Raw genomic sequence first — 22,576 nt, 5'->3', positions numbered from 1 at the left:
CCGGTCATCGCTCCTCCACCTCCCCGTGGTCGACGTCGAAAGCGTCGCGCAGGCCGTCGCCGAAGGTGTTGAACGCCAGCACGGTGACCATGATCGCCAGCCCGGGGATCACGGAGATCCACCAGGCCCGCTCGATGAACTGCCGCCCGTCGGAGAGCAGCAGCCCCCACGTCGGCGTGGTGGGCTTCACGCCGAGGCCGAGAAACGACAGGCCGGCCTCCGCGAGGATGGCGAGCGGGATCATCAGCGTCGCCTGCACGATCAGCGGCGCGACGGCGTTGGGCAGCATCTCGCGCAGCATGATCCGGCGGTCGGACATCCCGACGGCGCGGGCGGCGGTGACGTACTCGGCCTCCCGCAGCGAGAGCACCTCCCCCCGGACGAGCCGGGCGAAGTCGTCGATGTACGCGATGCCGATGGCGATGACGACGTTGACGACGCCAAGCCCGCCCGAGAGCGCGATGATCGCCACCCCGAGGATGAGTTCGGGGAAGGCCCACTGGAAGTCCACGTAGCGCATCAGCAGGCTGTCGATCCAGCCGCCGTAGTAGCCCGCGAGGACGCCGATGGTCGTCCCCAGGGTGAACGCGACGGCGAGCGTCGCCATCGCCACGAGCAGCGAGACGCGCGCGCCGTAGACGAGCCGCGTCAGGATGTCGTGGCCGAACGAGTCGGTCCCGAGCGCGTGGAAGACGCGCTCGGTCTCGCCGTCGCCGTCGAAGTCGCCCGCCGAGTACGACCCCGGTTCCTTGAAGAAGCCGAACGTCGCCTCGGGGTCGTGGGGCGCGACGACCGGCGCGAGCGCCGCGGTGAGCACGAAGACGACGATGACGACCGCGCCGAACAGCGCCAGCTTGTCGCCGAGGATCCCCTCGGCCAGGCGCTGGCGCGTGCTCCGGTGCTCCTCGGTCCGCTCGGGGCGCTCGTACTCGGGGGGCATCTCGCCGGGGCCGAACTCCCCGCGCTCGCCGAAGCCGGGACCCGCGGAGGTGTCGGAACTCATCACCCCTCACCTCCATAGCGGATGCGCGGATCGATGGCGGTGTAGGCGATGTCCACGACGAGGTTGGTGAACACGAGCACGCCCGCGACGAGCAGGATGACGACCTGCGTGACTGGGTAGTTGCGGTCGAGCATCGAGTCCACGAGCAGGCGACCGAGCCCCTGGATGCTGAAGACGAGTTCGACCGTGACGCTCCCGACGAGCACGAGCGCGAGCTGGATGCCCGCGACGGTGACGACCGGGATGAGCGCGTTCTGCAGCGCGTGCTTGTACAGCCGGGTGCGCGACCCGACGCCCTTCGCGAGGGCGGTCTTCATGTACGGCTCGTCGAGCACCTCGAGGAGCGACGAGCGCATCATCCGCATCACGACCGCGCCGTAGGGGAGCCCCACGGCGATCCCGGGGAGGACGATGTGCTCGAACCACGGGACGAACCCCTCCTCGGTGGGCAGCCCGACGATCGGCAGGAGGTCGAGCCAGACGCCGAACACCAGCGCGAGCAGGATCCCGACGAAGAACGCCGGCATCGACAGCCCGAGGAACGCGCCGACGGTGGCGACGTAGTCGACGGGCTGGCGCTTCCTGGTCGCGCTCACGATACCCGCCGGGACGGCGACGGCGAGCCCCACGACGACGGCCACGAGCGCGACGGAGAACGTCCGCGGCGCGGCCTGTCCGACGAGCGTGGCGACCGACTGGCTCGTGGTGATGCTCTGGCCGAAGTCGAACGTCAGCAGGTCGAGCATGAAGTCGGCGTACTGGACGGGGAGGGGGTCGTTGAGCCCCAGCTGGTCGCGCAGGGCGCGCTTCGCCTCCGGCGTCGCCTCCTGGCCCAGCATGGTCTGGACGGGGCCGCCGGGGATCGCCCGGAGGCCGAAGAAGACCGTCGTGGCGACGAGCCACATGACGAACAGGGCGTGTGCGACGCGCTTTGCGATGTACCGGCGCATGCTAGCCGTCCAACCGCACCGTATGGAAGTTCCGCATGAACGGGATGTGAGAGAACCCCTTCACGCGGTCAGTGTGGGCGGCGATGTCGTTCTGGTGCATGAGGTAGGCGTGCGGGACCTGCTCGATCAGCCGATCCTCGAGTTCGTGGAGGATCTCCGTGCGCTTCTTCCGGTCCAGCTCGCGGCGCTGCTCCGCCAGCAGCTCGTGGACCCGCTCGTCCTCGAAGTTCACCCAGTTCCAGACGCCCCCGTCGTCGGGCAGCCGATAGAAGTTGTACAGCGACTGGTCCGGGTCGGGATCGCCGACGCTCCCGCTGATGGTCGTGTCGTAGTCGAGTTTCTCGTAGCGCTCCCAGTAGGTCGAGGAGGTGACCTGCTCGATCTCGACGTCGAAGCCGGCGGCGTTCAACTGCTGTCGCATCGCCTTCGCGGCGCGGGTGTCGCCCTGCGCGGTCAGGATGGAGAAGCTCGCCCCCGCGATGCCCGCCTCCTCGACGAGCTGTTTCCCCGCATCCGGATCGTGATCCTGGATCGAGGGCTTCTCGTCGCGCCACGCCCACTCGGTCGCCTTGTTGATCGGGCCGGTGTCCGGGAGCGCGTTGCCGAAGTAGGCCGTCTCGACGAACTGTTCGTTGTCGATGAGCTTCGCGATCCCCAGGCGGCCCTTCCGCGAGGAGAAGACCTCCTTCGTCTCGTTCATGGCGAAGCCGTACCAGTTCACGCCCGGCGAGACGGAGGCGGTGACGCCGCTCGCGCCCTCGACCTGGTCCAGGTTCTGCAGCGGCACGAGGTTGGCGAAGTCGATCTCGCCGCTCCTGAGGGCGTTGACGAGCGTCGCCGCCTCCGGGATGGGCTTCACGTCGATGCCGTCGAGGTAGGGAAGCGCGTTGCCGTCCTCGTCGGTCTCGAAGTAGTCGTCGAAGGCGTCGAGGACGAGCTTCGAACCGACCTGGTGTTCGCGCACCTGGAACGGTCCCGTGCCGACGGGCTCGGTCCTGTAGGCCTCGGCACCCATCTCCTCGATGGCCGTCTTCGAGACGATCGTGGCCGCCCGTCCGGGGCCGCGCGTGAGGTAGACGAGCGCGGGGGCCATCGGCTCCTCGAAGTTGAGCGTCACCGCGTAGTCGCCGTCGACGACGACGCCGTCCTCGTCGACGGGTTTGAGCGTACTCAGCTTCGACGCCGCGGGTGCCTCCTCCGAGATGGTCCGCTCTATCGTGTACTTCACGTCGGCGGCGGTGAACTCGGAGCCGTCGTGGAACGTCACCCCCTTCCGCAGGTCGAAGCGGATCGTCGCGCCGCCGTTCTCGACGGTCCAGTCCCTCGCGAGGTCGCCGCGGATGGTGAGGTCCTTCTTCAGCGTGACGAGGCCGCTGAAGACGTTCGCCGCCACCTGGAAGTACTGGCCGACGCTGATGTAGGGCGGATCGAGCACGTCGATGCTCCCGGTGAACCACCCCGCCCGGAGGCGGCCGCCCGTCCCGCCGGACCCACCGCCGCCGCTCCCGTTGCCGTCGCCGCCGCTTCCGCCGTCGCCGCCGAGGCAGCCGGCGAGGCCGGCCATCCCCGCCGCGCCGAGCAGCTTCAGGGTCGTCCGCCTGTCGATCGTCGGGCCGCTCAGATCCTCCGGCGCGAACCGGGACGTGTCCGAGTCGCTGGATGTCATACGGCAAGTACTGTGAGAACGTGTCCCATTATGATGGGGCCGAATATACTCGGTGTCATGGGCCTGCGACAGCAGGGGGACGCCGATCCGTCCGGTGGGAGCGCGTGAGGGAAGTGATCCTCCTGATCCGCCACCACGGCGAACCGGAGAGCGACATCAGCGCGAGGTACCCGGAGGTGACCCTCCAGTCGCGCTCGTCGATGACCGGCCGGACGGCGAGCAGGAAGCGCATCATCGAGGTCAGCGGCGATCCGGCCGTCATCCCGGCGTTCCTCGACGAGTTCGGCGAGGCGGACCCGATCCTCGCGCTCGAACCGCTCTCGCCCGTGAACCGCGAGCGCGTGTTCGTGGCGATGACCTACGACGCGTACAAGTGGGACAGCATCTCCGAGCGCCTCTCGGACATGGGCATCCACTACCGGAACGGGACGACCATCACCGCCGGCTGGGAGCGGTGGACGCTCTACCTCGGCGACGACGACGACCTCCCTACCATCGTCGGGGCGATCGAGGGGGCGGGCAACGAGACGCGGCTGGTCAGGAGCGTCGAGTTGAGCGATATCGACGTCAACGAGCAACTCGACGTGACGGAACTCGTCCGCGAACTCACGTCCCGACAGCGGGAGGTGCTCGCAACCGCCATCGAGCGCGGCTACTACCGGGTGCAGCGCGAGTCGACCATCGAGGAGATCGGCGAGGAGGTCGGGATCGCCCCCACGACGACGTGGGAGCACCTGAAGCGCGCGGAGCACAAGGTCATGCGCGAGATGGCGGACCACCTCGACCGACCCGCCGCCCGACGGTGACGGCTCTCGGCCTCCGACGGGGGAGTCGCGCCCGTCGGAGCGCGCGGAGCCGGGCGGTCAGGCGTCGAGCCGGTCGGCGAGCGACGCCGCGATCTCGCGGGCGCGCGCCCGGATCGCGTCGGCGTCCGCGACGACTACCTCGCCGCGTTCCTGGAGGATCTCGCCGTCGACCATCGTGAACCGCACGTCGTCAGCGTGGGCTGCGAAGACGGCGTGCGAGTAAGGGTCGTACGTCGGCGTCGCGCGCGTGACGTCGGTCGTCAGGCCGATCACGTCCGCGCGCCAGCCCTCCCGGAGCGCGCCGACGCGCTCGAAGCCCGCCGCCCGCGCGCCGTTTCGCGTCGCCATCTCGAAGACGACCCGCGCGGGCGTCGCCGTCGCGTCGAGCCGGTCCACCTTCTGGAGGAGGCTGGCCTGGCGCATCTCGGTGAACGGATCGAGGGTGTTGTTGCACGGCGGGCCGTCGTTGCCCAGCGCGACGTTGATCCCCCGGTCGAGGTAGTCCGCGACCGGCGCGATCCCAGAGGCGAGTTTCATGTTCGAGGACGGGCAGTACGTCACGTTGGTGCCGGTCTCCGCCAGCACCTCGCGCTCCGTCTCGTCGGTCCAGACGCAGTGAGCGAGCACCACGTCCTCGCCCGTGAGGCCGACCTCGTGGAGCCAGTGGACGTTGCGCATCCCGGTGTCCTGCTCGACGGTCTCGATCTCGCTACGGTTCTCGCTGGCGTGGGTGTGGATGCGCACGCCGTCGTAGCGGTCGGCCAGTTCGCGCGCGCCACGGAGGCACTCCTCGGTGCAGGAGACGGCGAAGCGCGGCGTCAGCGCGTAGCGGATGCGCCCGCCGCGGGTGTCGTGATAGTCCCGGATGAGCCGCTCGGACTCCGTCAGTGCCGTCTCGGTGTCCTCGAGCAGCCCCTCGGGCGCTCGCTTGTCCATCATCACCTTCCCGAGCAGGCCCCGGATCCCCATCTCGCCGGCCGCCTCGAAGGCGGCGTCCGCGTGGGCGACCGAGAGGTGGTCGACGGCCGTGGTGGTGCCGCTCTCGATCAGTTCGAGGTAGCCCAGTTCGGCGGCGGCGCGCATCTCCTCGGCCGAGAGCGACGCCTCCATCGGCAGGACGTAGTCGAACAGCCAGTCGAGCAGTTCCGCGTCGTCGGCGATGCCCCGCCCGAGGCTCTGGACGGAGTGGACGTGCCCGCCGACGAGCCCCGGCATGAGCAGGTCGTACTCCCCCCGCTCGCGGTCGGGATACCGATCCAGGAGGTCCTCGCGGGGACCGACCGCCGCGATCCGCGATCCCTCGACGACGACCGCCCCGTCCTCGACGACGGTGCTCGAATCGACGAGCACCGTTCCTGTGAGAATCATCAGTCTCCGCTCTCTCCGAGTCGGAGCGTCGTGAAGTCAGCTTTGATCCGTAGGAGTGACGGACCGTGTGCGTTCTTTACCCTTCGGTACGAAGGGGGAGTCGATGGAGGCGGCTCTCTGGTACGTGCTCACGGGGACTCGCGGCGGGCCCAACCGCGCGCGAATCCTCCGGACGCTCGACGAGCGGCCGAGAAACGCGAACCAGCTCGCGGAGTCGCTCAACCTCCACTACGAGACGATCCGCCACCACCTCGACGTTCTCGTCGACAACGACATCCTCGTGACCGGCGGCGACGGCTACGGCGCAGTGTACCTCCCGTCGCCGCGCGTGCGACAGCAGTGGGACGTCGTCGAGTCGATCCTCCAGGAGGTGGACGACGGCGAGGAGCGAGCCGAAACCGATACGGAGAGTGACACCGACTCATGACTGAACAGGAAGGAACCATGACCCCGACAGGAGAGCGTCCGTCGGCAGCGACCGTCGAGGGATCGCTATGAGCGCACTGATCGACCTCATGCGGGTAACGCTCGGGGTGAACCTCGTCCTCCTCGTTGCCCTCCTCTACGTCTGGGTCCGCAACTACCTGCAGTTCCGCTCGAAACACACCCTCGGGCTGTCGCTGTTCGGCGTGTTCCTGCTCGGCGAGAACGCCCTCGCGCTCTACTTCTTCGCGTTCCACCCCGTGTTGACCCCCTGGGTCGCGGACCCGACGCTCGTCCCCCGCCCGGCGCAGATCGCCATGCTGAGCCTCCGCGTCCTCGAGTTCGTCGCGATCGGCGTCCTGCTGTGGACCACGTGGGACTGACGGCGCTCCCCTCGCCCTGCCACGCCGAAGTCTACCGATTACGTGACTGTCCCGCGAGGAAATACAGCCGAATTTCGGTCCCAGTTCGGAAAACGTTGACGTTCCGACATTCCGTCCCATCAGTCGGCGCACTACCGCGCACGACTATGAAGGACTCTACCAGCGAACTCGACGGAACGCAGGGATCGGGTATCGACGACGGAACGGACCTCGGAACCGACAGGCGTGGCTTCCTCTCGACGGCAGCGAAGATCGGTGGCGGGGCGGCGCTACTCTCGTTCGGCGGCACCGGCCTGGCCGCGGCCGCCGACGGCGAGGGATCGGACGACGATCCGAGCGACGTCGAGATCCTGAACTACGCGCTGACGCTCGAACACCTCGAACACGCGTTCTACCGCGACGCGCTGCAGACCTTCGACGAGGAGGACTTCGAGGGCGTCTACAGTCCCGGCGCGATGATCTTCAACAGCCCGCGGCCGCGCTACGGGACCTACCAGCGCTTCGAGAGGATCCGCGACGACGAGAAGGCCCACGTGGACGTCATCTCCCAGACGGTCGAGAAACTCGGCGGCACCCCCGTCCAGGAGGCGGAGTACGACTTCCCGTACGACGACGTGAACGGGTTCGTCGGCCTCGCGCGGACCTTCGAGAACCTCGGGGTGGCGGCGTACGCCGGTGCCGCCCCCATGATCGACAACAAGGACCTGCTCTCGGCGGCGCTCAGCATCCACAGCGTCGAGGCGCGCCACGCCGGCTACCTCAACCTCCACGAGTACCGCCTGCCGTACCCCGACGCCTTCGACCCGGCGAAGACGATGGAGGAGGTCCTCGCCGCCGCCGGACAGTTCATCGTCAGCGACGAGTGACGACGGGGGCGGTCACTGCGTGCTCGACATCCGGCCGTCGAGGACGAGCGACTCCCCGTTGACGGAGGCGGAGCGGTCACTCACGAGAAACAGGGCGGCCTTCGCCACGTTCCCCGGCGTCCCCGCCTTCGAGCATTCTTCACGTCGTGACGTCACGCGCCGACCGGGACGAGCCTACGCGGTATCCACAGGGGTCGAATACAGTCATAGACGGCGAACGGGTGGAGGCCGGGCGCGCGGGTCAGGCGCGTCCGGGGCGCGGGAACGGTCCGGCCACGCGTTCGTAGATCCGGGCGACGAGGATGAGGCCGAGCGCGGCGGCCCAGAGCGCGGCCGCCGCGCTGACGGTCAGGCCCGCGACGGCCAGGCCGACGACGCCGACGAGTTCGAGTACGACGGCCGCGAACGCGAGACCGCCGACGAGCGTATCCATCACCGACGGCAACGTCCGTATCCGGCATAGTTAATTTCACACGAACGCGAATGAGTGGGTCGTTATGGACGCGCTCAAGCGGCGTGTCGCCCCGTTATTGACCGATTAAAACGACCGACGGCGAAGCCTCGGAAGACGGTTCGGGCGCGCCGGTGTCGTCACTCCATCGAAACGATGTGTGAGTGTGCGGACGGCATCGCAGTTGAGCCAGGCGATGCCGCCGCACCCAGTCACAGGTGGGGGTCCCGACTCGCGCCGGGGGTGGCTCCCGTTACTCGGTAACTCCGGTGGAAGCCAAGTCGGTGTTCTCGGACCGATGTCTTAGTTGTACCGGCCGTCGGAATCGGTGAGTTATATCGATACACTCCGATTAAAGACGAAATTAACCCGGGAGACCCGACCACGCTTCGCGGCACTCCGGCCCGCAGAAGTGAGCCACCTCGATGCGCCCGTCGTCGATCCACGTGACGACGCGGTGGGTCGGATCCCGGACTATCGGTCGGTCGCAGACGGCACACCGCGGGGCGTTCGACTCGTCGACCTCCTCCCCGAGGTCCGACGTCGGGTCGACCATCAGCGGGGCACCTCCCCGGAAGACGCGGGCGAGCGTCGCATGAGCCGTGGGAACGTCCCACGAGCACTTATAGTGTCGGTCACGCGATCACGCCTCGCGGTCGAACGTCGGATCGAACAACTGCGCCGAGTTCGGATCGGGATCGCCCCCTCCACGACGGCGCACCGCGAGAGGTCCCCGACGCCCGCCGCGCGCAGCACCTCCTCGCCGTAGGAGGCGTTCCACGTGCGCTCGCTCGGCTCCCGGCGATCGATCTCGTGGACGGTGTCGCAGAGGGTCGACGCCGCACTCGCGGATCTCGCGCGGGGTCCGCTACTACGCTCCCGGGAGGGCCGTCGCGTCCGCCTCGGTGGTCTTCCCGGACGAGACGACGGTCGCCTCGCAGTCGGCCAGCAAGGGCGTGAGCGCCTTCCCGATGGGGCGGGTGGTGCCCGTGACGAACGCGACCCGTCCGGAGAGGTCTGGCGTGTCGAGCATGGACGGACCACGGACGGCGGGGCGGACGTCCTACCGGTCGCGGGTGACCGACTCGCCGGGGGTCGTGGTCGCGCCGGGCGAGAGCACCACGCCCGGCGACAGCGAGGTGTTGATGCCCGTCTTCGCGCCATCGCCCGCGACGACGCCGTACTTGCGCCGCCCGGTCGAGACGCGCTCGCCCTTGACGGTCTGCCTCACGTCGCCGCCGTCGTGCCGGAGGTTCGCCACGTTCGTCCCCGCGCCCAGGTTCACGCCGGGACCGAGCAGGCTGTCGCCGACGTAGGAGAGGTGGGGGACGTTCGCGTCGCGCATGACGACGCTGTTCTTGAGTTCGACGGCGTGACCGACGTGACAGCGCTCGCCGACGAGCGTCGCCCCGCGGACGTAGGCGTTCGGTCCGACGCTCGCGCCCGAGCGGATCAGCGCCGGCCCCTCGATCACGACGCCCGCCTCGACGACCGCGCCCTCCTCGACGACGACGGGGCCGCGCAGGTCGGCGTCGCCACGCACCTCCCCGTCGACGCGCGGTTCCAGTTCCGAGAGCTTCCACTCGTTGGCCTCTAACAGCTCCCAGGGGCGGCCGACGTCCATCCAGCGCTCGACCTGGACGGCCCGCACCTCGTGCTCGTCGACGACGCGCGCGAGCACGTCGGTGAACTCGTGTTCGCCCCGCTCGCTCTTCGGCACGTCGAGCCAGTCGCGCGCCTCGGCGGGGAAGACGTACGCGCCGGCGTTCGCGAGGTCGGTCGGCGGGTCGGCGGGCTTCTCGACGATGTCGACCACGCGCGCGTCGTCTCGCGGGTCGGTCCCCCGCTCGCTCGACCGGTCAGAGGCGCGTGGCGTCTCGTCGCCCAGCGTCAACACCCCGTAGTTCGTCGGGTTCTCGACCCGATACGCCGCGACGGAGGGGCCGCGCTCGAACAGCCGTTCGACGCTCGGGGCGTCGTAGAGGTTGTCGCCGTAGAGGACCGCGAAGTCGCCGTCGATGTACTCCCGGGCGCAGTTGACCGCGTGGCCCGTCCCCAACTGTTCCTCCTGTACGGCGAAACGGACGGGGACCCCCGCGTACTCCTCGCCGAAGTACTCGCGGACGTCGTCGGCCTCGTACCCGACGACGATCAGGAGTTCCTCCGCGCCGGCCCGGACGGCGCAGTCGGCCGTGTGCGCGACCAGCGGTCGGTCGGCCACCGGGAGCATCGGCTTCGGGGTCGAGTGGGTCAGCGGGCGCATCCGAGTACCCTCGCCTGCGGCGAGAATCACAGCCTGCATACCGCCACTCTTCGGGCCACCCGGTTATGCTTTTCTGGGCGTCGACGGGCGAAAGGATTATACTCCGAAGTCGCTCTGGATCGCCCTCGGCGCACCCTGAACGGCCACAACAGTGACGGCGGTGGAGGTGTCCTCCGAAAACGCAGCGGAAGGGGCGGGAATCGAACCACGCGAAGCCCTTGGTCCCGCCGGTCGACTCGTGAGTACCGGCGTCGCGACTTCTACCACGCGTACCCTTCCGCGCCAGTACGTCTACTCCGAGTGACCAGAAATAGACACTGGTACTCCGTACGGGATGCCTCGGCCGTGCGGTTTTTATCCTACGCGAGGGATAACGTTGCTCCGATCACCACGGAAAGCGGCTGACGTCTAGCGGTGGGCGGGCGACATGCGTCGCTTCGTCCGCCGCCGCGACGGTGACCGTCCGCGACGCACGACCGGTGCGGTCAGTAGCTTCTGACCTTCGGCTCGTACTTCCCGCCCTCGCCCTCGAGGATGACGGGCGTGTAGTACAGCTCCGGCCGGCCGTCGGTCCACGCGACCTGCGTGTGCTTGAGCCACTTCTCGTCGTCGCGGAACTGGAACTCCTCGCGCCAGTGTGCGCCGCGGAACTCCTCGCGCGCGAGCGCGCCGAGCGTCAGCGCCTCCGCGAGGTCGATGAGGTTCCGCGTCTCGATCGTCTGGATGAGGTCCGTGTTGAAGGTGCGCGAGGGGTCGCTGACGGCGACGTCGAGGTAGCGCTCGCGGGCGCGACGGATGTCGCGGAGCGCCTGTTTCAGGCCGTCCTCGTTGCGGAAGACGTTGACGTTCCGCGTCATCGACTTCTGGAGGTCGGCGCGGATCTCGGCGTGGTTGACGCCGTCGCGCTCCATCAGCCGCTCGACGCGCGTCCCCTCCCGCTCGACGGCGCGCGAGACGACCGCGTCCGGGGTCGCGTCGAGCAGCGCCCCGCCGTCCGCGGCGACGTCGTCCGTCCCCGCGTCGATCTCGCCTAGCGCGACCGGGGAGTCGACGGACCCGTCCTCCGTCTTCGCGGAGGGACCGGTCCGGATCTGTGCCGTCTCGGGCTGTCGGGTGGCCGCGTGGCGGCCCGCTCGCGCGCCGAAGACGATGAGCTCGGGCAGGGCGTTGCCACCGAGCCGGTTCGCGCCGTGGACCGAGACGCAGGCGCACTCGCCCGCGGCGTACAGCCCCTCGATGCACGTCGCGCCGTTCTCGTCGGTCTCGATGCCGCCCATCTCGTAGTGCTGGCCGGGCTTGACCGGCATCGGCTCCTCGAGCGCGTCGACGCCCTCGAAGTCCTCCGCGAGGTGGAGGATGTTCTCGAGGCGGTCGATGATCCGCTCCTCGCCGAGGTGGCGCATGTCGAGCATGACGCTGTCGTCCTCGAAGCCGCGGCCCTCGTTCGCCTCGGTCTGCTCTGCGCGCGCGACCACGTCGCGGGAGGCGAGTTCGCCGACGTTGTTCGCGTACCCGCGCTCGAACATGAAGCGCTCGCCCTCGCTGTTGTAGAGGATACCGCCCTCCCCGCGGACGCCTTCGCTGATGAGCACCCCCGTCGACGGCAGCGTGGTCGGGTGGAACTGCACGAACTCCATGTCCTGCAGCGGGACGCCCGCGCGGTAGGCCATCGCGGCACCGTCGCCGGTGTTGGCGACCGCGTTCGTGGTGTGGTCGTACATCTGGCCGGGGCCGCCGGTCGCGACGACGACCCCCTTGTTCGCGACGAAGCCGTTGATGCGCCCGGTCTTGATGTCGTAGCCGACGACGCCGTGGCAGCGCCGGTCCTCGGGGTTCTCGTGGTCGGTGACCGCCAATCGCGTGACGTAGTGCTCGTCGTAGACGCGGATCCCCCGCTTCACGACCTGCTCGTACATCGTGTGGAGCAGGTGGTGGCCCGTCTCCGCGCCCGCGTAGGTGGTGCGCGGGAACGAGAGGCCGCCGAACGGGCGCTGGGAGACGCGCCCGTCCTCGTCGCGGGAGAACGCCATCCCCCAGTGTTCGAGCTGGATGGTCTCCTCGGGGCTGTCCTGGCAGAGCGTTTCGACCGCCGGGGCGTCGCCGAGGTAGTCCGACCCCTTCATCGTGTCGTACGCGTGGTCCTCCCAGGAGTCGCCGTCGCGCAGGGCGGCGTTGATGCCGCCCTCGGCCGCGCCCGTGTGACTCCGGACCGGGTGGAGCTTCGAGACGATTGCGGTGTCCGCCCCCTCCTCGTTCGCCGCGATCGCCGCCCGCATGCCGGCACCCCCGCCGCCGACGACGATGACGTCGTGTTCGTGAATAGCCATGAGTAGTCTTGTAGTCGTATTCGGATTACCAGAACTTGAGGTTGTTCTTCACCGCCTCGCGCTTCAGCTCCTGGATGTGCTTCGTGAGCGGGATGTCCTTCGGGCAGACCTCCGTGCAGGAGAACTGCGTCTGACACCGCCACACGCCGTGCTCCTGTTCGATGATCTCCAGGCGGTGCTGCTTCAGGTCCTCGCCCTCGCGCTCGTCCATCGCGAAGCGGTAGGCCTTGTTGATGGCGGCGGGGCCGAGGTACTCGTTGTCGCCGGCGGCGATGTTGCACGAGGAGACGCACGCGGCGCACCAGATGCAGCGCGTGGACATCTTGATCTTCTCGCGGTTCTCGCGCGTCTGCTGCTGCTCGTCCAGCCCCGAGGGCAGGTCGTTCGTCTGGAAGAACGGCTCGACCGCGTCCATCTGGTCGTAGAAGTGCTGCATGTCCACGACGAGGTCCTTCACGACCTCCTGGTGGGGCAGCGGCTCGACCCGCACGGGGTTCGAGAGGTCGCTCAGCTGGGTCTTACAGCAGAGACGCTGGCTGCCGTTGACGAACATCGCGTCCGACCCGCAGATGGCCTGCCGGCAGGAGTGCCGGAAGGTGAGCGAGGAATCGTAGTGGTCGCGCGCGTAGATGAGCGCGTCGAGCACCGTCATCCCCTTGCGGTAGGGGACGACGAACTCGTCGAAGCGCGGGCGCTCCTTCCCCGCCACCTCCGGGTCGTAGCGGAAGACCTTCAGGGTGTACGTCTCCCCGTCGAGCGCGCTCTCCTCCGCGGTCCGCTCCGCCTCCTCGGCCTCGGCGCGGGCGCGCTTCGCCTCCAGCCTGCGCTGCTGCTGGGCGGCGGTCGCCCCGCCCGCGGATTGCTCTTCGGTCTCGGTCTCGGATTCGGTCTCGGATTCGGTGATTTGCGTACTCATTGTGTTAGAGGAAGCCGTTCATCGCCAGCGCCACGTAGGTGCCCTGTGCGACGAGCGCGAGGCTCGCGAGCGCGAGGACGGCCCCGACGATCCGCTTTCGCGTCCCGGCGAGCCCCTGGTTGATGAGGGCGTTGTAGACGCCGTTGACGCCGTGGAACGTCGCCGTCACGAGGAACAGCCACATCGTGGCGAAGTAGCCGATCTGCCCCATGCGGGCCTGCGTCCCGGCGAAGGTGATCTCGTAGGCGTGGTTCACGAAGTGAAGCAGCATGAAGTGGAAGGCGAGCACGCCGATGAGGAACACCGCCGTCAGCCGCTGGAGGAGCCACTTGGTGCCGCCCCGCTCGAAGGAGGAGTAGTGCTCCGCCATCTACAGTCCCCCCAGGAAGGACGGCACGCTCGCGACGACGATCGCGCCCGTCAGGATCATCGAGGCGTAGAAGCTCCTGTCCTGCGCGCGGAGGCCGACGCCGAGGTCGACGAACAGCAGGCGGACGCCGTTCAGGATGTGGAAGACGGCCACCGCGAGCAGCCCCACCTCGAGGAAGCGCACGACGATCAGCCCCTCGAGGCCCTGCAGCGTCGCGGTGTAGATGTCCGTGCCCCCGGCGGCGGTGACGCCGTTCGCGGCGGGCACGGCCGTACTCAGGACGGCGATGTGCGTGAAGAGATACCCGATGAGGACCCAGCCGGTGAACTTGTGGAACACCCACGCCCACATACCGGCGGAGAACTCCCGCCAGCGGCCGAAGTCCTCGACGAGCCCCCTGTCGTACGACTGGCTCATGTGTGTTTGTCGCAGGGGGGCGTGCGGGTATAGTAGTTACTAACTCCCCGTGCGAGCGGACTCGCGAGGGCCGACGGCGGCGACCGGCTCCCCGATACGCGACGGGGAGAGTCGAGAATCGACGGGGACGATCAGGGCGTGCGGGCGATGGACTGCTCCTGTTCGAGCGCGCGGAGGGTCTTCTCCTCCAGCTTCACGAGGTGACAGAGCGGGTTACCGGGGTAGACGAGCGGGTTCTCGAGCACGCCGACGAGCAGGCCGGTGAACGGGGCTTCGACCGTCTCCGTGTCCGCGCGGAACGGGTCGGAGATGGTGCAGATGACGTCGCCCTCGTAGACGAGCGTCCCGCGCTCGTACTTCATGTCGACGAGGCCGCCCACGTCCGCCCGGAGCCACGTTTTCTCGCCGCTGTCGTCGATGACCGTCCGCCAGCCCGGCCAGCGCACCTGCTCCGCGGGGCGGAGGCCGAACTCCGCGAGCACGCTCATGACGCCGTCGAGCGCCCGGTCGATGAGCGAGCGCTGGAACCGATGGGCCTCGCCCATCTCCACGGTGATGGTCGGCGTGTCGGCCTCGCTCGCCTCCCGGCGGAGGGTCCCCTCGGCCCCCTCACTCGACAGGATGACGTTCGAGGCGAACGCGTTCGCGAGGCGCGCCACCTCCGGGTCCTCCATGTCCGCGCGGACGTGGAGCATGTTGGTCCGCCCGCGCGTCGAGGTGTGGAAGTCGAGGCCGTAGTCGCAGGGGTCGAGGAAGTTCCGAAAGATGCGGTAGGCCATGCGCTTGGCCCCGGTACTCGTCTCGCTGCCGGGGAACGACCGGTTGAGGTCGCGGTCGTAGATGGGGAGGTAGCGCTGCTGGGCGATGAACGCGGGGACGTTGAGCACGGGGAGACAGACGAGCGTTCCGGCCAGCGTGGCGTGATCCCAGGTGTGTGCCACCTCGCGGACGACCTCGATCCCGTTCAACTCGTCGCCGTGGGACGCGGCGCTCAGGAACACCGTCGGTCCGGGGCGCTCGCCGTTGACGATCGTAACGGGGATGCGAACCGGGTCGCCGAGGTACGTCTCGCTGACGCTGTAGCGGAGGTTCTGCGTCTCACCGGGGGCGACCGTCCCCCCGTTGTAGGTGAACGCCTCGGGCTCTGCCATGGCGGAGAACTGTCCCGGACGGTATATATCGCCCGCGTCTCACGATCGCGCACGACAGTTCGTCACAACCAGCTACGATCGAGAGGAGGCCATAGCCCTCTAAGACCGGCACACATTTGTCCGGGGGCACTGTTGAATCGCGGTATGTCCACCACTGACGAAAACCGGGTACGAGTCGGCGTTCTCTCGCTCCACAACAGCAAGGAGACGAAGGCCATCCTGAACGCGGTCGACGACCTCGGCCACGTCTCGGAGTGGCTTCGCGCGGAGAACACGGCTATCTCGATCGAGGACGGGGAGGTGACGATCGAACCCGAGGTGGACATCGTCGCGAATCGCCTCCTGCTCTCGAACACGGAGGAGCCGGCGGAGGGGCTCGGTCTCGCGACGACGTTCAACCGCCTCCGTCCGATGCTCAACCAGCCGGGGGCGGTCCTCACCGCCATCCACAAGTTCGCGACGGCGGTGACGCTCGCGGACTGGAACATCCGGGTCCCGGACGCCCTGCTCGCGCTCTCGAACGACGGCCTCAACCGCAACCGCGGCCGCTTCGGCGACGTCGGCGTCTACAAGACGGCCATCGGCACCCACGGCGGCGGGACGTGGAAGGTGGACCTGACCGAGCCCGTCAACCCGAAGGTCGGCAACCGACAGGCGTTCCTTCAGAAGCTCATCGAACTCGACGACGAGAGGCACAGCGACCTCCGGGTGTACGTCGTCGGCGAGGAGATCATCGGGGCCATGCGTCGCTTCGCCCCGGAGGGCGACTGGCGCACGAACGTCGCCCTCGGCGGGGCCGTCGAGGACATGACCGGCGAACTCCCGACCGAGGCCGCGGAGACGGCCCTCTACGCCGCCGAGGTGCTGGGCCTCGACTACGCCGGCGTCGACCTCGTGAAGGGAAAAGACGGCTGGTTCGTCCTCGAGGTGAACCCCACGGCGGGCTTCAAGGGGCTTTACAAGGCGACCGGGCGCAGTCCCGCCCCCTACATCGCGAAGATGGCCATCGAGCGGGTGGGCGGCACCGTCGACGAGGAGCGCGTGCGCGAACTGTCCGCGACGCTCGACGACTCGACGCCCGCGAGCATGCCCCGGATCGACCCGATGGAGCAGGAGGAGGCCCCCCTCATCGGCTACATCGAGGAGGTCGTCGTCAGCGGGACCAGCGGCTCGACCGGCGCGCTCGCGAAGTCGGACACGGGCGCGACCCGCACCAGCATCGACACCTCCCTCGCCGCCGAGATCGGCGCGGGGCCGATCAAGAGCATGACGCGCGTGAAGTCCGGCAGCGTGAAGTCCGGCAAGGCACGGCCCGTGGTCGACCTCGTCATCGGCATCGGCGGCCGCCAGCACACCGTCACCGCCAGCGTCGAGGACCGCAGCCACATGGACTACCCGCTGCTGCTCGGGCGCGACATCCTCCAGCACTATCGCGTGGACGTACGCCGTCGCGCCGACGGCGACGCCCCCAGCTCCGACGACGAGGAAGCGCTCGAGGAGTAGCGTAACCCGCACTCCGGTCACCCTCGGCCTCGGCGTACCTTTTTGTACGAGAACGGGACCAACCCTCCCCGTGAGCTGAGAGCCGACGCGGGGTGGGCAGCGGGAGCGCACCACGTCACCTCGCGGTCCCCGGCGGTCCGGTGGTGCCTGTCAGCCGAGAACGTAACAGTCGAGAGCCCCCGCTCCGTTCGGTCGAGCGTGCAACCACCCGCGAACGAAGACGCGCTGGACGTCCTGCGCCGGGATCCGGTGATGGCCGACCTCGTCGATCGGCACGGTCCCATCGACACGTCCCCGGCCGACGACGAGTTCGAGCGCCTCTGCGTCAGCATCATCAACCAGCAACTCTCGACGGCGAGCGCCGCCGCCGTCCGCGATCGGGTCTTCGCCCTCCTCGGCGACGTGACGCCGGAGACGGTGCTCGCCGCCGACCGCGAGGCGCTCCGTGAGGCGGGCCTCTCGCGGACCAAGGTGGACTACGTTCGGAACGCCGCCGAGGCGTTCGTAGAGCGCGACCTCACCCGCGAGGGGCTCGCCGATCACACGGACGACGAGGTCATCGAGGAACTCACCCGCATCAAGGGTGTCGGGGAGTGGACCGCCCGGATGTACCTCATGTTCGTCCTCGGCCGCGACGACGTGCTCCCGCTCGGCGACCTCGGGATCCGTAACGGCATCCGGCAGATCTACGGGAACGGCGAGGAGATGACCCGCGAGGAGATGCGGGCGATCGCCGAGCGGTGGCGTCCGTACCGGAGCCACGCGATGCGGTACGTGTGGGCCGAGTACGAGTCCGACGGGTAGCGGACGGGCCGCGCGTCGCCGGCCGTCGATCCGCCGTCGTCACCCCGCCGAGCGGCGTCCGTCGCAGCTGTGCCGGGCGCGCTCCGACGGCCTCCCGTCGGCACCGTCAGCGGCCGCGTCGCCGACCGGTCTCGCCGGGACGCCCGCGACGGTCGTCCCCGGGGGGACGTCCTCGACGACGACGGCCCCGGCACCCACGCGCGCGCCCTCGCCCACCGTGATGTCGCCGATGAGCGTCGCGTTCGCGCCGATGAGGACGCCGTCCTCGACGGTCGGGTGGCGCTTGACGGGCTCCGGGGAGTTCCCGCCCAGCGTGACGCCGTGGTGCATGTGGACGCCCTCGCCCACCTCGGCGGTCTCGCCGACGACGACGCCCATCCCGTGGTCGATGAACAGGCGTCGCCCGATGGTCGCGCCGGGGTGGATCTCGACGCCGGTCAGGACGCGGGCGACGTGCGAGACGACGCGGGCGGCGAGCGGGTGGCCGGCGTCGAGCAGGTGCGCCGCCGCGCGGTAGAACCACAGGGCATGGACGCCGGGGTAGGTCAGGAACACCTCCGTGGCGCTCTTGGCGGCCGGATCTGTCTCCAGGGCGGTACGAACGTCCTCTCTGAGTCGATCGAACATGGTGCGTGGTGAGTATCGTGGCGTGCGGTCGTCTGGCGAAACTGGCCGGAGGTGAGAACAGCGGACTCAACAGCGACAGCACGGGCTCCGGAGCGAGCGGTGAGCGAACGACCGACGGCGACCGATGCTGTCGCGCATGCTCGGCTATTCTCACGGTGTGGACAAAAGGGTGGCGAGACTGTGCGACCGTAGCACGACCGACGGTGGCCGTAGATCCACACACTCCGTGAACGTCCGATCCGGTATCGTCGCTGGAGACGGGTGACGCTCTCGGACTGGACCAGCCGTGCGTCTATACTACGGAGACGCTATGTCGGTCAAGGCCGACGCGAACCGACCCAAACGAGGCCATCGAGCGTCCGCGCCGCTTCGCGGCGCGGTTCACCGGGCGCGAACGGAGTTCGCGCCCGGCCCTTTTTGGTCCAGATTTTTCGAGGAGCGGTGCGCTCGCGAAGCGAGCGCACCCGACGAAGAAAAAGGTGGTGGTTTAGAAGCCCTTACCGAGCAGCTCGCGGGCGATGATGTTCTTCTGGATCTCGCTCGTGCCCTCGTAGATCTGTGTGATCTTCGCGTCGCGGTAGAGCCGCTCCACGTCGAAGTCGTTGACGTAGCCGGCCCCGCCGTGGATCTGGACGGCCTCGTTGGCGCAGTCGACGGCGACGCGGGAGGCGAACTCCTTCGCCATCGAGGCGAGCGTCGTCAGCTGCTCGTCGGAGCTGTCGACGCTCCACGCCGACTTGTAGGTCAGCTGGCGGGCGGCCTCGGTGCGCGTGTGCATGTCCGCGAGCTTGTGCTGGATGGCCTGGAAGTCGCCGATGGGGCGGCCGAACTGCTCGCGCTCCGTCGCGTAGTCGAGCGCGCGTTCGCAGGCCCCCTTGGCGATGCCGACGCCCTGCGCGGCGACCATCGTCCGGGTCACGTCGAAGAACTGCATGAGCTGGAGGAAGCCCATCCCACGGGTGCCGACGAGGTTCTCCTCGGGGACGCGCACGTCGTCGAAGATCAGCTCCGCGGTGTCGCTCGCGCGGATGCCGAGCTTGCCGGTGATCTTCTCGGCCGTGAAGCCGTCGCGATCGGCCTCGACGACGATCTGCGAGAAGCCGTTGTACCGCCCCTCGGCCTCGGAGTCGGTCTCGCACATGACGACGAAGAAGTCGCCGACGGTCCCGTTGGTGATCCACATCTTGTTGCCGTCGATCACCCACCCGTCGTCCTCCTTCTCGGCGCGCGTGGAGACGGAGGAGACGTCGCTTCCGGTGTCCGGCTCGGAGATGGCCGCGCCCATGATAGCCTCGCCCGTGGCGACCGGCTCTAGGAACCGCTCCTTCTGGTCCTCGGTGCCGAACTCCATGATGGCGTCGCTGCCGAACGTCGTCGCCGTGATCGAGAGCGCGATGCCGGGATCGACGGCGAACAGCTCCTCGACGACGAGGGCGGTCTCGAGGGCGCTGTAGCCCGCGCCGCCGTACTCGACGGGGATGTTGGCCCCGCTGAGACCCATCTCGGCGGCCCGGTCGAGCACCTCGAACGGGAACTTCTCCTCCACGTCGTACTCCCGGGCGACGGGGGCGATCTCGTTTTCCGCGAAGCGACGGATCTCCTCTCTGATCTGCCTCTGCTCGTCGGACAGCTCGAAGTCCATGTCGGTTTACCTCGCCGTCGTTTCCACATAATCATTTTCCGCAGTCTGTAAACTCGCAACCGGTTGTCGTCGAGCGGATGGGAAACGTTGAACATTCCCGCGTGAGACGCTACGAACGTCACTATGGAATTCGACGACATCGAGACTATTGCGGTTCTCGGGGCCGGAAACATGGGTCACGGCATCGCCGAAGTCGCGGCGATGGCCGGCTACGACGTGATGCTCCGCGACATCAACGAGGAGTTCGTCCGGAACGGCTACGAGCAGATCGAGTGGAGTCTCGACAAGCTCGCCGAGAAGGACCAGATCACGCGGGAGGAGGCCGACGCCAGCCTCGACCGGATCACGCCCGTCGTCGACATGGAGGAGGCCGTGGGCGACGTCGACTTCGTCATCGAGGCGGTCCCGGAGAAGATGGACATCAAGAAGGACGTCTACGGCGACGTGGTCGAGTACGCCCCCGACCGTGCGATCCTCGCCACGAACACCTCCTCGCTGTCGATCACCGACCTCTCGGAGGTGACCGAGCGCCCCGGGCAGTTCTGCGGGATGCACTTCTTCAACCCGCCGGTCCGCATGGCGCTTGTCGAGGTCATCTCGGGGGCGCACACAGACGAGCGGACGCTCGAACTCGCCGAGGATCTCGCCGAGGCCTTCGGCAAGACGCCGGTCCGCGTCCGCAAGGACGTCCCCGGGTTCATCGTCAACCGCGTGCTCGTCCCCCTGATGAACGAGGCCTGCTGGACCGTCGAGGACGGAACCGCCACCATGGAGGAGGTCGACTCCACCGTCAAGTTCGACATCGGCCTGCCCATGGGCGCGTTCGAACTCGGCGACCAGGTCGGCAACGACGTCACCTATCACGTCCTGGAGTACATGAACGAGGTGCTCGGGGAGGCCTACGAGCCCTGCCCGCTGCTCGAGGAGACCGTCGAGGAGGAGCGCTACGGCAAGAAGGTGGGGCGGGGGTTCTACGACTACGAGGGCGGCGAGGGGGCGCAGATCCCCACCGACGAGACGCGCGAGGACGTGAAGCTGCGCCTGCTCGCGATCATGGCGAACGAGGTCGGCCACCTCGTCGAGGGGGACGTCGCGCCGCCGCGCGACATCGACCAGGCCGTGATGCTCGGCGCGGGCTACCCCGAAGGCCCGGCGAAGATGGCCGACGGCGTCGGTCTCGACGCGCTCGTGGAGACGCTGGAGGAGCTCTACGAGGAGACCGGCGCGGCGCGCTACGCGGTCGCGGACGGCCTCCGCGAGGCCGCCCACTCCGGCGGCTTCCACGGCGGAAGCGAGGACGTGGAGGGGATCGAGTTCACCACGATCAGCGTGGAGTACCCCCGCGAGCACGTGGGGCACATCGTGCTCGACCGCGAGGCGCGCATGAACACGATCAACGCGGACGTGCTCGAGGAGCTCTCGGCGGCCGTCGACCTGTTCGAGGGGGACGACGACGTGCGCGCCATCCTCGTCACGGGCAAGGGCGATCGCGCGTTCTCCGCCGGGGCGGACGTCTCCGGCTTCGCCGCCAACGCGGAGCCGCTCTCGGCCATCGAGCTCTCGAAGAAGGGCCAGGCCACGTTCGGCAGGTTCGAGGAGACCCCGATGCCGGTCGTCGCGGGGATCGACGGCTTCGCGCTCGGCGGCGGGCTCGAACTCGCCGCCTGCGCCGACCTGCGGATCGCCAGCGACCGCTCGGAACTCGGCCTGCCGGAGCACAGCCTCGGCCTCCTGCCCGCCTGGGGCGGCACCCAGCGCCTCCAGCGGCTCATCGGCATGGGTCGGGCGAAGCAGGTCGTCTTCACCTCCGATCGCTTCGACGCCGAGACGATGGCCGACTGGGGGTTCGTGAACGAGGTCGTCCCGCACACCGAGTTCGAGGAGGCGGCGCTCGACCTCACAGAGCGGCTCGCCGGCGGTCCGCCGATCGCCCAGCTGTTCACCAAGCGTGCGATGCTCCGCGGCTGGGAGGACATCGACGCCGGCCTCGAACTGGAGGCGCAGGCGTTCGGCCACCTCATGAACACCGACGACCTCATGGAGGGCATCACCGCGTTCATGGGCGACCGCGACCCCGAGTTCCAGGGTCAGTAAAACTCGGAACACTTAACCGGCCGACGGCGAATCGTTTCCGTACGGCTCGGTTGGTGTAGTCCGGCCAATCATGTTGGCCTTTCGAGCCAACGACCGGGGTTCAAATCCCCGACCGAGCATTCTGCGACGAACGAATGTGAGAAGCGAACGCGACCACTCGGGCGATTCGAAGGAGACCGAGGTTCTGCGCGAAGCGCAGGTTCTCGGGCGTGGTTCAAATCCCCGACCGAGTACTTTTTCGAACGAAGTGAAAAAAGCGCGCAGAGAGTGGATTTGAGCAGGGAAGTCGCACGCCCGGAACGGCGCTTCGCGCCGCAGCCCGGAACGTCTTCACGTGTTCAACTCCCCGACCGAGCGTTCTGCGACGAACGTGGGGAGCGAACGCGATTACTCGGGCGATGTAGCCGAGCACGTTAGACCGCACTCCGCCGAATACCCCGACGGGAATCACAACTAGAAGGTCGTCGGTCGCCTCGAACCCCGCCCGCCTTCCCCTCGGAACCGAACACCGTCCCGTAACTGTGTTATTAATCCATCTATTACAAT

Annotated in this window: 23 protein-coding genes and 1 tRNA gene; 8 read left to right on the top strand and 16 right to left on the bottom strand. The window is 68.4% G+C overall.

Annotation, left to right across the window (positions count from 1 at the left end; translation table 11 throughout):
• Positions 1-4 precede the first annotated feature (4 nt).
• From P1K31_RS02640 to P1K31_RS02630, 3 genes are read right to left on the bottom strand one after another with little or no spacing between them, the layout of a single operon-like run.
• The gene (locus tag P1K31_RS02640; protein WP_276304726.1) at positions 5-1,003 is read right to left on the bottom strand and encodes an ABC transporter permease; all 999 of its coding nucleotides are present in this window, start codon (positions 1,001-1,003) and stop codon (positions 5-7) included.
• Positions 1,003-1,953, bottom strand: a complete 951-nt coding sequence (locus tag P1K31_RS02635; protein WP_276304725.1) for an ABC transporter permease — start codon at positions 1,951-1,953, stop codon at positions 1,003-1,005. Before P1K31_RS02635 ends, P1K31_RS02640 begins: the two co-directional genes overlap by 1 nt.
• 1 nt (position 1,954) lies before the next feature.
• Positions 1,955-3,619, bottom strand: a complete 1,665-nt coding sequence (locus P1K31_RS02630) for an ABC transporter substrate-binding protein (protein WP_276304724.1) — start codon at positions 3,617-3,619, stop codon at positions 1,955-1,957.
• Positions 3,620-3,723: 104 nt separating this feature from the next.
• On the opposite strand from P1K31_RS02630, the gene P1K31_RS02625 reads away from it, so the two are divergent.
• A complete protein-coding gene (locus P1K31_RS02625; protein WP_276304723.1) occupies positions 3,724-4,425 on the top strand; it encodes a helix-turn-helix domain-containing protein in 702 nt (233 codons plus the stop codon).
• Between the two features lie 57 nt (positions 4,426-4,482).
• On the opposite strand, the gene P1K31_RS02620 is transcribed toward P1K31_RS02625, so the two are convergent.
• Positions 4,483-5,793: a 5'-deoxyadenosine deaminase gene (locus P1K31_RS02620; protein ID WP_276304722.1), complete on the bottom strand. Its 1,311-nt coding sequence runs from the start codon at positions 5,791-5,793 to the stop codon at positions 4,483-4,485.
• Between the two features lie 103 nt (positions 5,794-5,896).
• Between P1K31_RS02620 and P1K31_RS02615 the strand changes: the two genes are divergently transcribed.
• From P1K31_RS02615 to P1K31_RS02605, 3 genes are all read left to right on the top strand, one after another.
• Positions 5,897-6,220 (top strand): ArsR/SmtB family transcription factor, encoded by a 324-nt coding sequence (locus P1K31_RS02615; protein ID WP_276304721.1) that lies wholly within the window; start codon positions 5,897-5,899, stop codon positions 6,218-6,220.
• A 67-nt stretch (positions 6,221-6,287) separates the two neighbouring features.
• Complete coding sequence (locus P1K31_RS02610; RefSeq protein WP_276304720.1) at positions 6,288-6,599, top strand: DUF8036 family membrane protein; 312 nt, start codon at positions 6,288-6,290, stop codon at positions 6,597-6,599.
• A 146-nt stretch (positions 6,600-6,745) separates the two neighbouring features.
• Positions 6,746-7,465, top strand: a complete 720-nt coding sequence (locus tag P1K31_RS02605; RefSeq protein ID WP_276304719.1) for a ferritin-like domain-containing protein — start codon at positions 6,746-6,748, stop codon at positions 7,463-7,465.
• Positions 7,466-7,477: 12 nt separating this feature from the next.
• Here the strand turns inward: P1K31_RS02605 and P1K31_RS02600 are convergent, their stop codons facing one another.
• The 10 genes from P1K31_RS02600 to P1K31_RS02555 all read right to left on the bottom strand — a co-directional run bounded on the left by P1K31_RS02600 (position 7,478) and on the right by P1K31_RS02555 (position 15,360).
• Positions 7,478-7,621 (bottom strand): SDR family oxidoreductase, encoded by a 144-nt coding sequence (locus P1K31_RS02600; protein WP_276304718.1) that lies wholly within the window; start codon positions 7,619-7,621, stop codon positions 7,478-7,480.
• Between the two features lie 85 nt (positions 7,622-7,706).
• Positions 7,707-7,898, bottom strand: coding sequence for a hypothetical protein (locus P1K31_RS02595; protein WP_276304717.1), 192 nt, complete (start codon positions 7,896-7,898; stop codon positions 7,707-7,709).
• A gap of 382 nt (positions 7,899-8,280) precedes the next feature.
• Positions 8,281-8,472 (bottom strand): DUF7576 family protein, encoded by a 192-nt coding sequence (locus tag P1K31_RS02590; protein ID WP_276304716.1) that lies wholly within the window; start codon positions 8,470-8,472, stop codon positions 8,281-8,283.
• Positions 8,473-8,787: 315 nt separating this feature from the next.
• Positions 8,788-8,949, bottom strand: coding sequence for a hypothetical protein (locus P1K31_RS02585; protein ID WP_276304715.1), 162 nt, complete (start codon positions 8,947-8,949; stop codon positions 8,788-8,790).
• A 30-nt stretch (positions 8,950-8,979) separates the two neighbouring features.
• Entirely contained in the window at positions 8,980-10,218 is a 1,239-nt protein-coding gene (gene glmU, locus P1K31_RS02580; RefSeq protein ID WP_276304714.1) for a bifunctional sugar-1-phosphate nucleotidylyltransferase/acetyltransferase, read from the bottom strand.
• A 446-nt stretch (positions 10,219-10,664) separates the two neighbouring features.
• Positions 10,665-12,500: an FAD-binding protein gene (locus P1K31_RS02575; protein ID WP_276305765.1), complete on the bottom strand. Its 1,836-nt coding sequence runs from the start codon at positions 12,498-12,500 to the stop codon at positions 10,665-10,667.
• A 31-nt stretch (positions 12,501-12,531) separates the two neighbouring features.
• Positions 12,532-13,422, bottom strand: a complete 891-nt coding sequence (locus P1K31_RS02570) for a succinate dehydrogenase/fumarate reductase iron-sulfur subunit (protein WP_276304713.1) — start codon at positions 13,420-13,422, stop codon at positions 12,532-12,534.
• A gap of 4 nt (positions 13,423-13,426) precedes the next feature.
• Positions 13,427-13,792: a succinate dehydrogenase hydrophobic membrane anchor subunit gene (locus tag P1K31_RS02565; protein WP_276304712.1), complete on the bottom strand. Its 366-nt coding sequence runs from the start codon at positions 13,790-13,792 to the stop codon at positions 13,427-13,429.
• Complete coding sequence (gene sdhC / locus P1K31_RS02560) at positions 13,793-14,209, bottom strand: succinate dehydrogenase, cytochrome b556 subunit (RefSeq protein WP_276304711.1); 417 nt, start codon at positions 14,207-14,209, stop codon at positions 13,793-13,795.
• A gap of 131 nt (positions 14,210-14,340) precedes the next feature.
• Positions 14,341-15,360, bottom strand: coding sequence for a succinylglutamate desuccinylase/aspartoacylase family protein (locus P1K31_RS02555; RefSeq protein WP_276304710.1), 1,020 nt, complete (start codon positions 15,358-15,360; stop codon positions 14,341-14,343).
• 144 nt (positions 15,361-15,504) lie between these two features.
• On the opposite strand from P1K31_RS02555, the gene P1K31_RS02550 reads away from it, so the two are divergent.
• A complete protein-coding gene (locus P1K31_RS02550; RefSeq protein ID WP_276304709.1) occupies positions 15,505-16,863 on the top strand; it encodes a putative ATP-dependent zinc protease in 1,359 nt (452 codons plus the stop codon).
• Between the two features lie 252 nt (positions 16,864-17,115).
• On the top strand, positions 17,116-17,667 hold the full coding sequence (locus P1K31_RS02545; protein WP_276305764.1) for a DNA-3-methyladenine glycosylase family protein: 552 nt from the start codon (positions 17,116-17,118) through the stop codon (positions 17,665-17,667).
• Between the two features lie 39 nt (positions 17,668-17,706).
• On the opposite strand, the gene cysE is transcribed toward P1K31_RS02545, so the two are convergent.
• Together cysE and P1K31_RS02535 are read right to left on the bottom strand one after the other, a co-directional pair.
• Positions 17,707-18,294, bottom strand: coding sequence for a serine O-acetyltransferase (cysE, locus tag P1K31_RS02540; protein WP_276304708.1), 588 nt, complete (start codon positions 18,292-18,294; stop codon positions 17,707-17,709).
• A 487-nt stretch (positions 18,295-18,781) separates the two neighbouring features.
• The gene (locus P1K31_RS02535; protein ID WP_276304707.1) at positions 18,782-19,936 is read right to left on the bottom strand and encodes an acyl-CoA dehydrogenase family protein; all 1,155 of its coding nucleotides are present in this window, start codon (positions 19,934-19,936) and stop codon (positions 18,782-18,784) included.
• A gap of 123 nt (positions 19,937-20,059) precedes the next feature.
• Here P1K31_RS02535 and P1K31_RS02530 point away from each other — a divergent pair, with 123 nt between their 5' ends.
• Entirely contained in the window at positions 20,060-22,030 is a 1,971-nt protein-coding gene (locus P1K31_RS02530) for a 3-hydroxyacyl-CoA dehydrogenase/enoyl-CoA hydratase family protein (RefSeq protein WP_276304706.1), read from the top strand.
• Between the two features lie 44 nt (positions 22,031-22,074).
• Positions 22,075-22,149, top strand: a tRNA-Glu gene (locus P1K31_RS02525).
• Positions 22,150-22,576: the final 427 nt, after the last annotated feature.

Source organism: Halomarina halobia, from assembly GCF_029338575.1.
GTDB classification, from domain to species: Archaea; Halobacteriota; Halobacteria; order Halobacteriales; family Haloarculaceae; genus Halomarina; species Halomarina halobia.
This window is presented reverse-complemented; position numbering and strand designations above follow the sequence as displayed.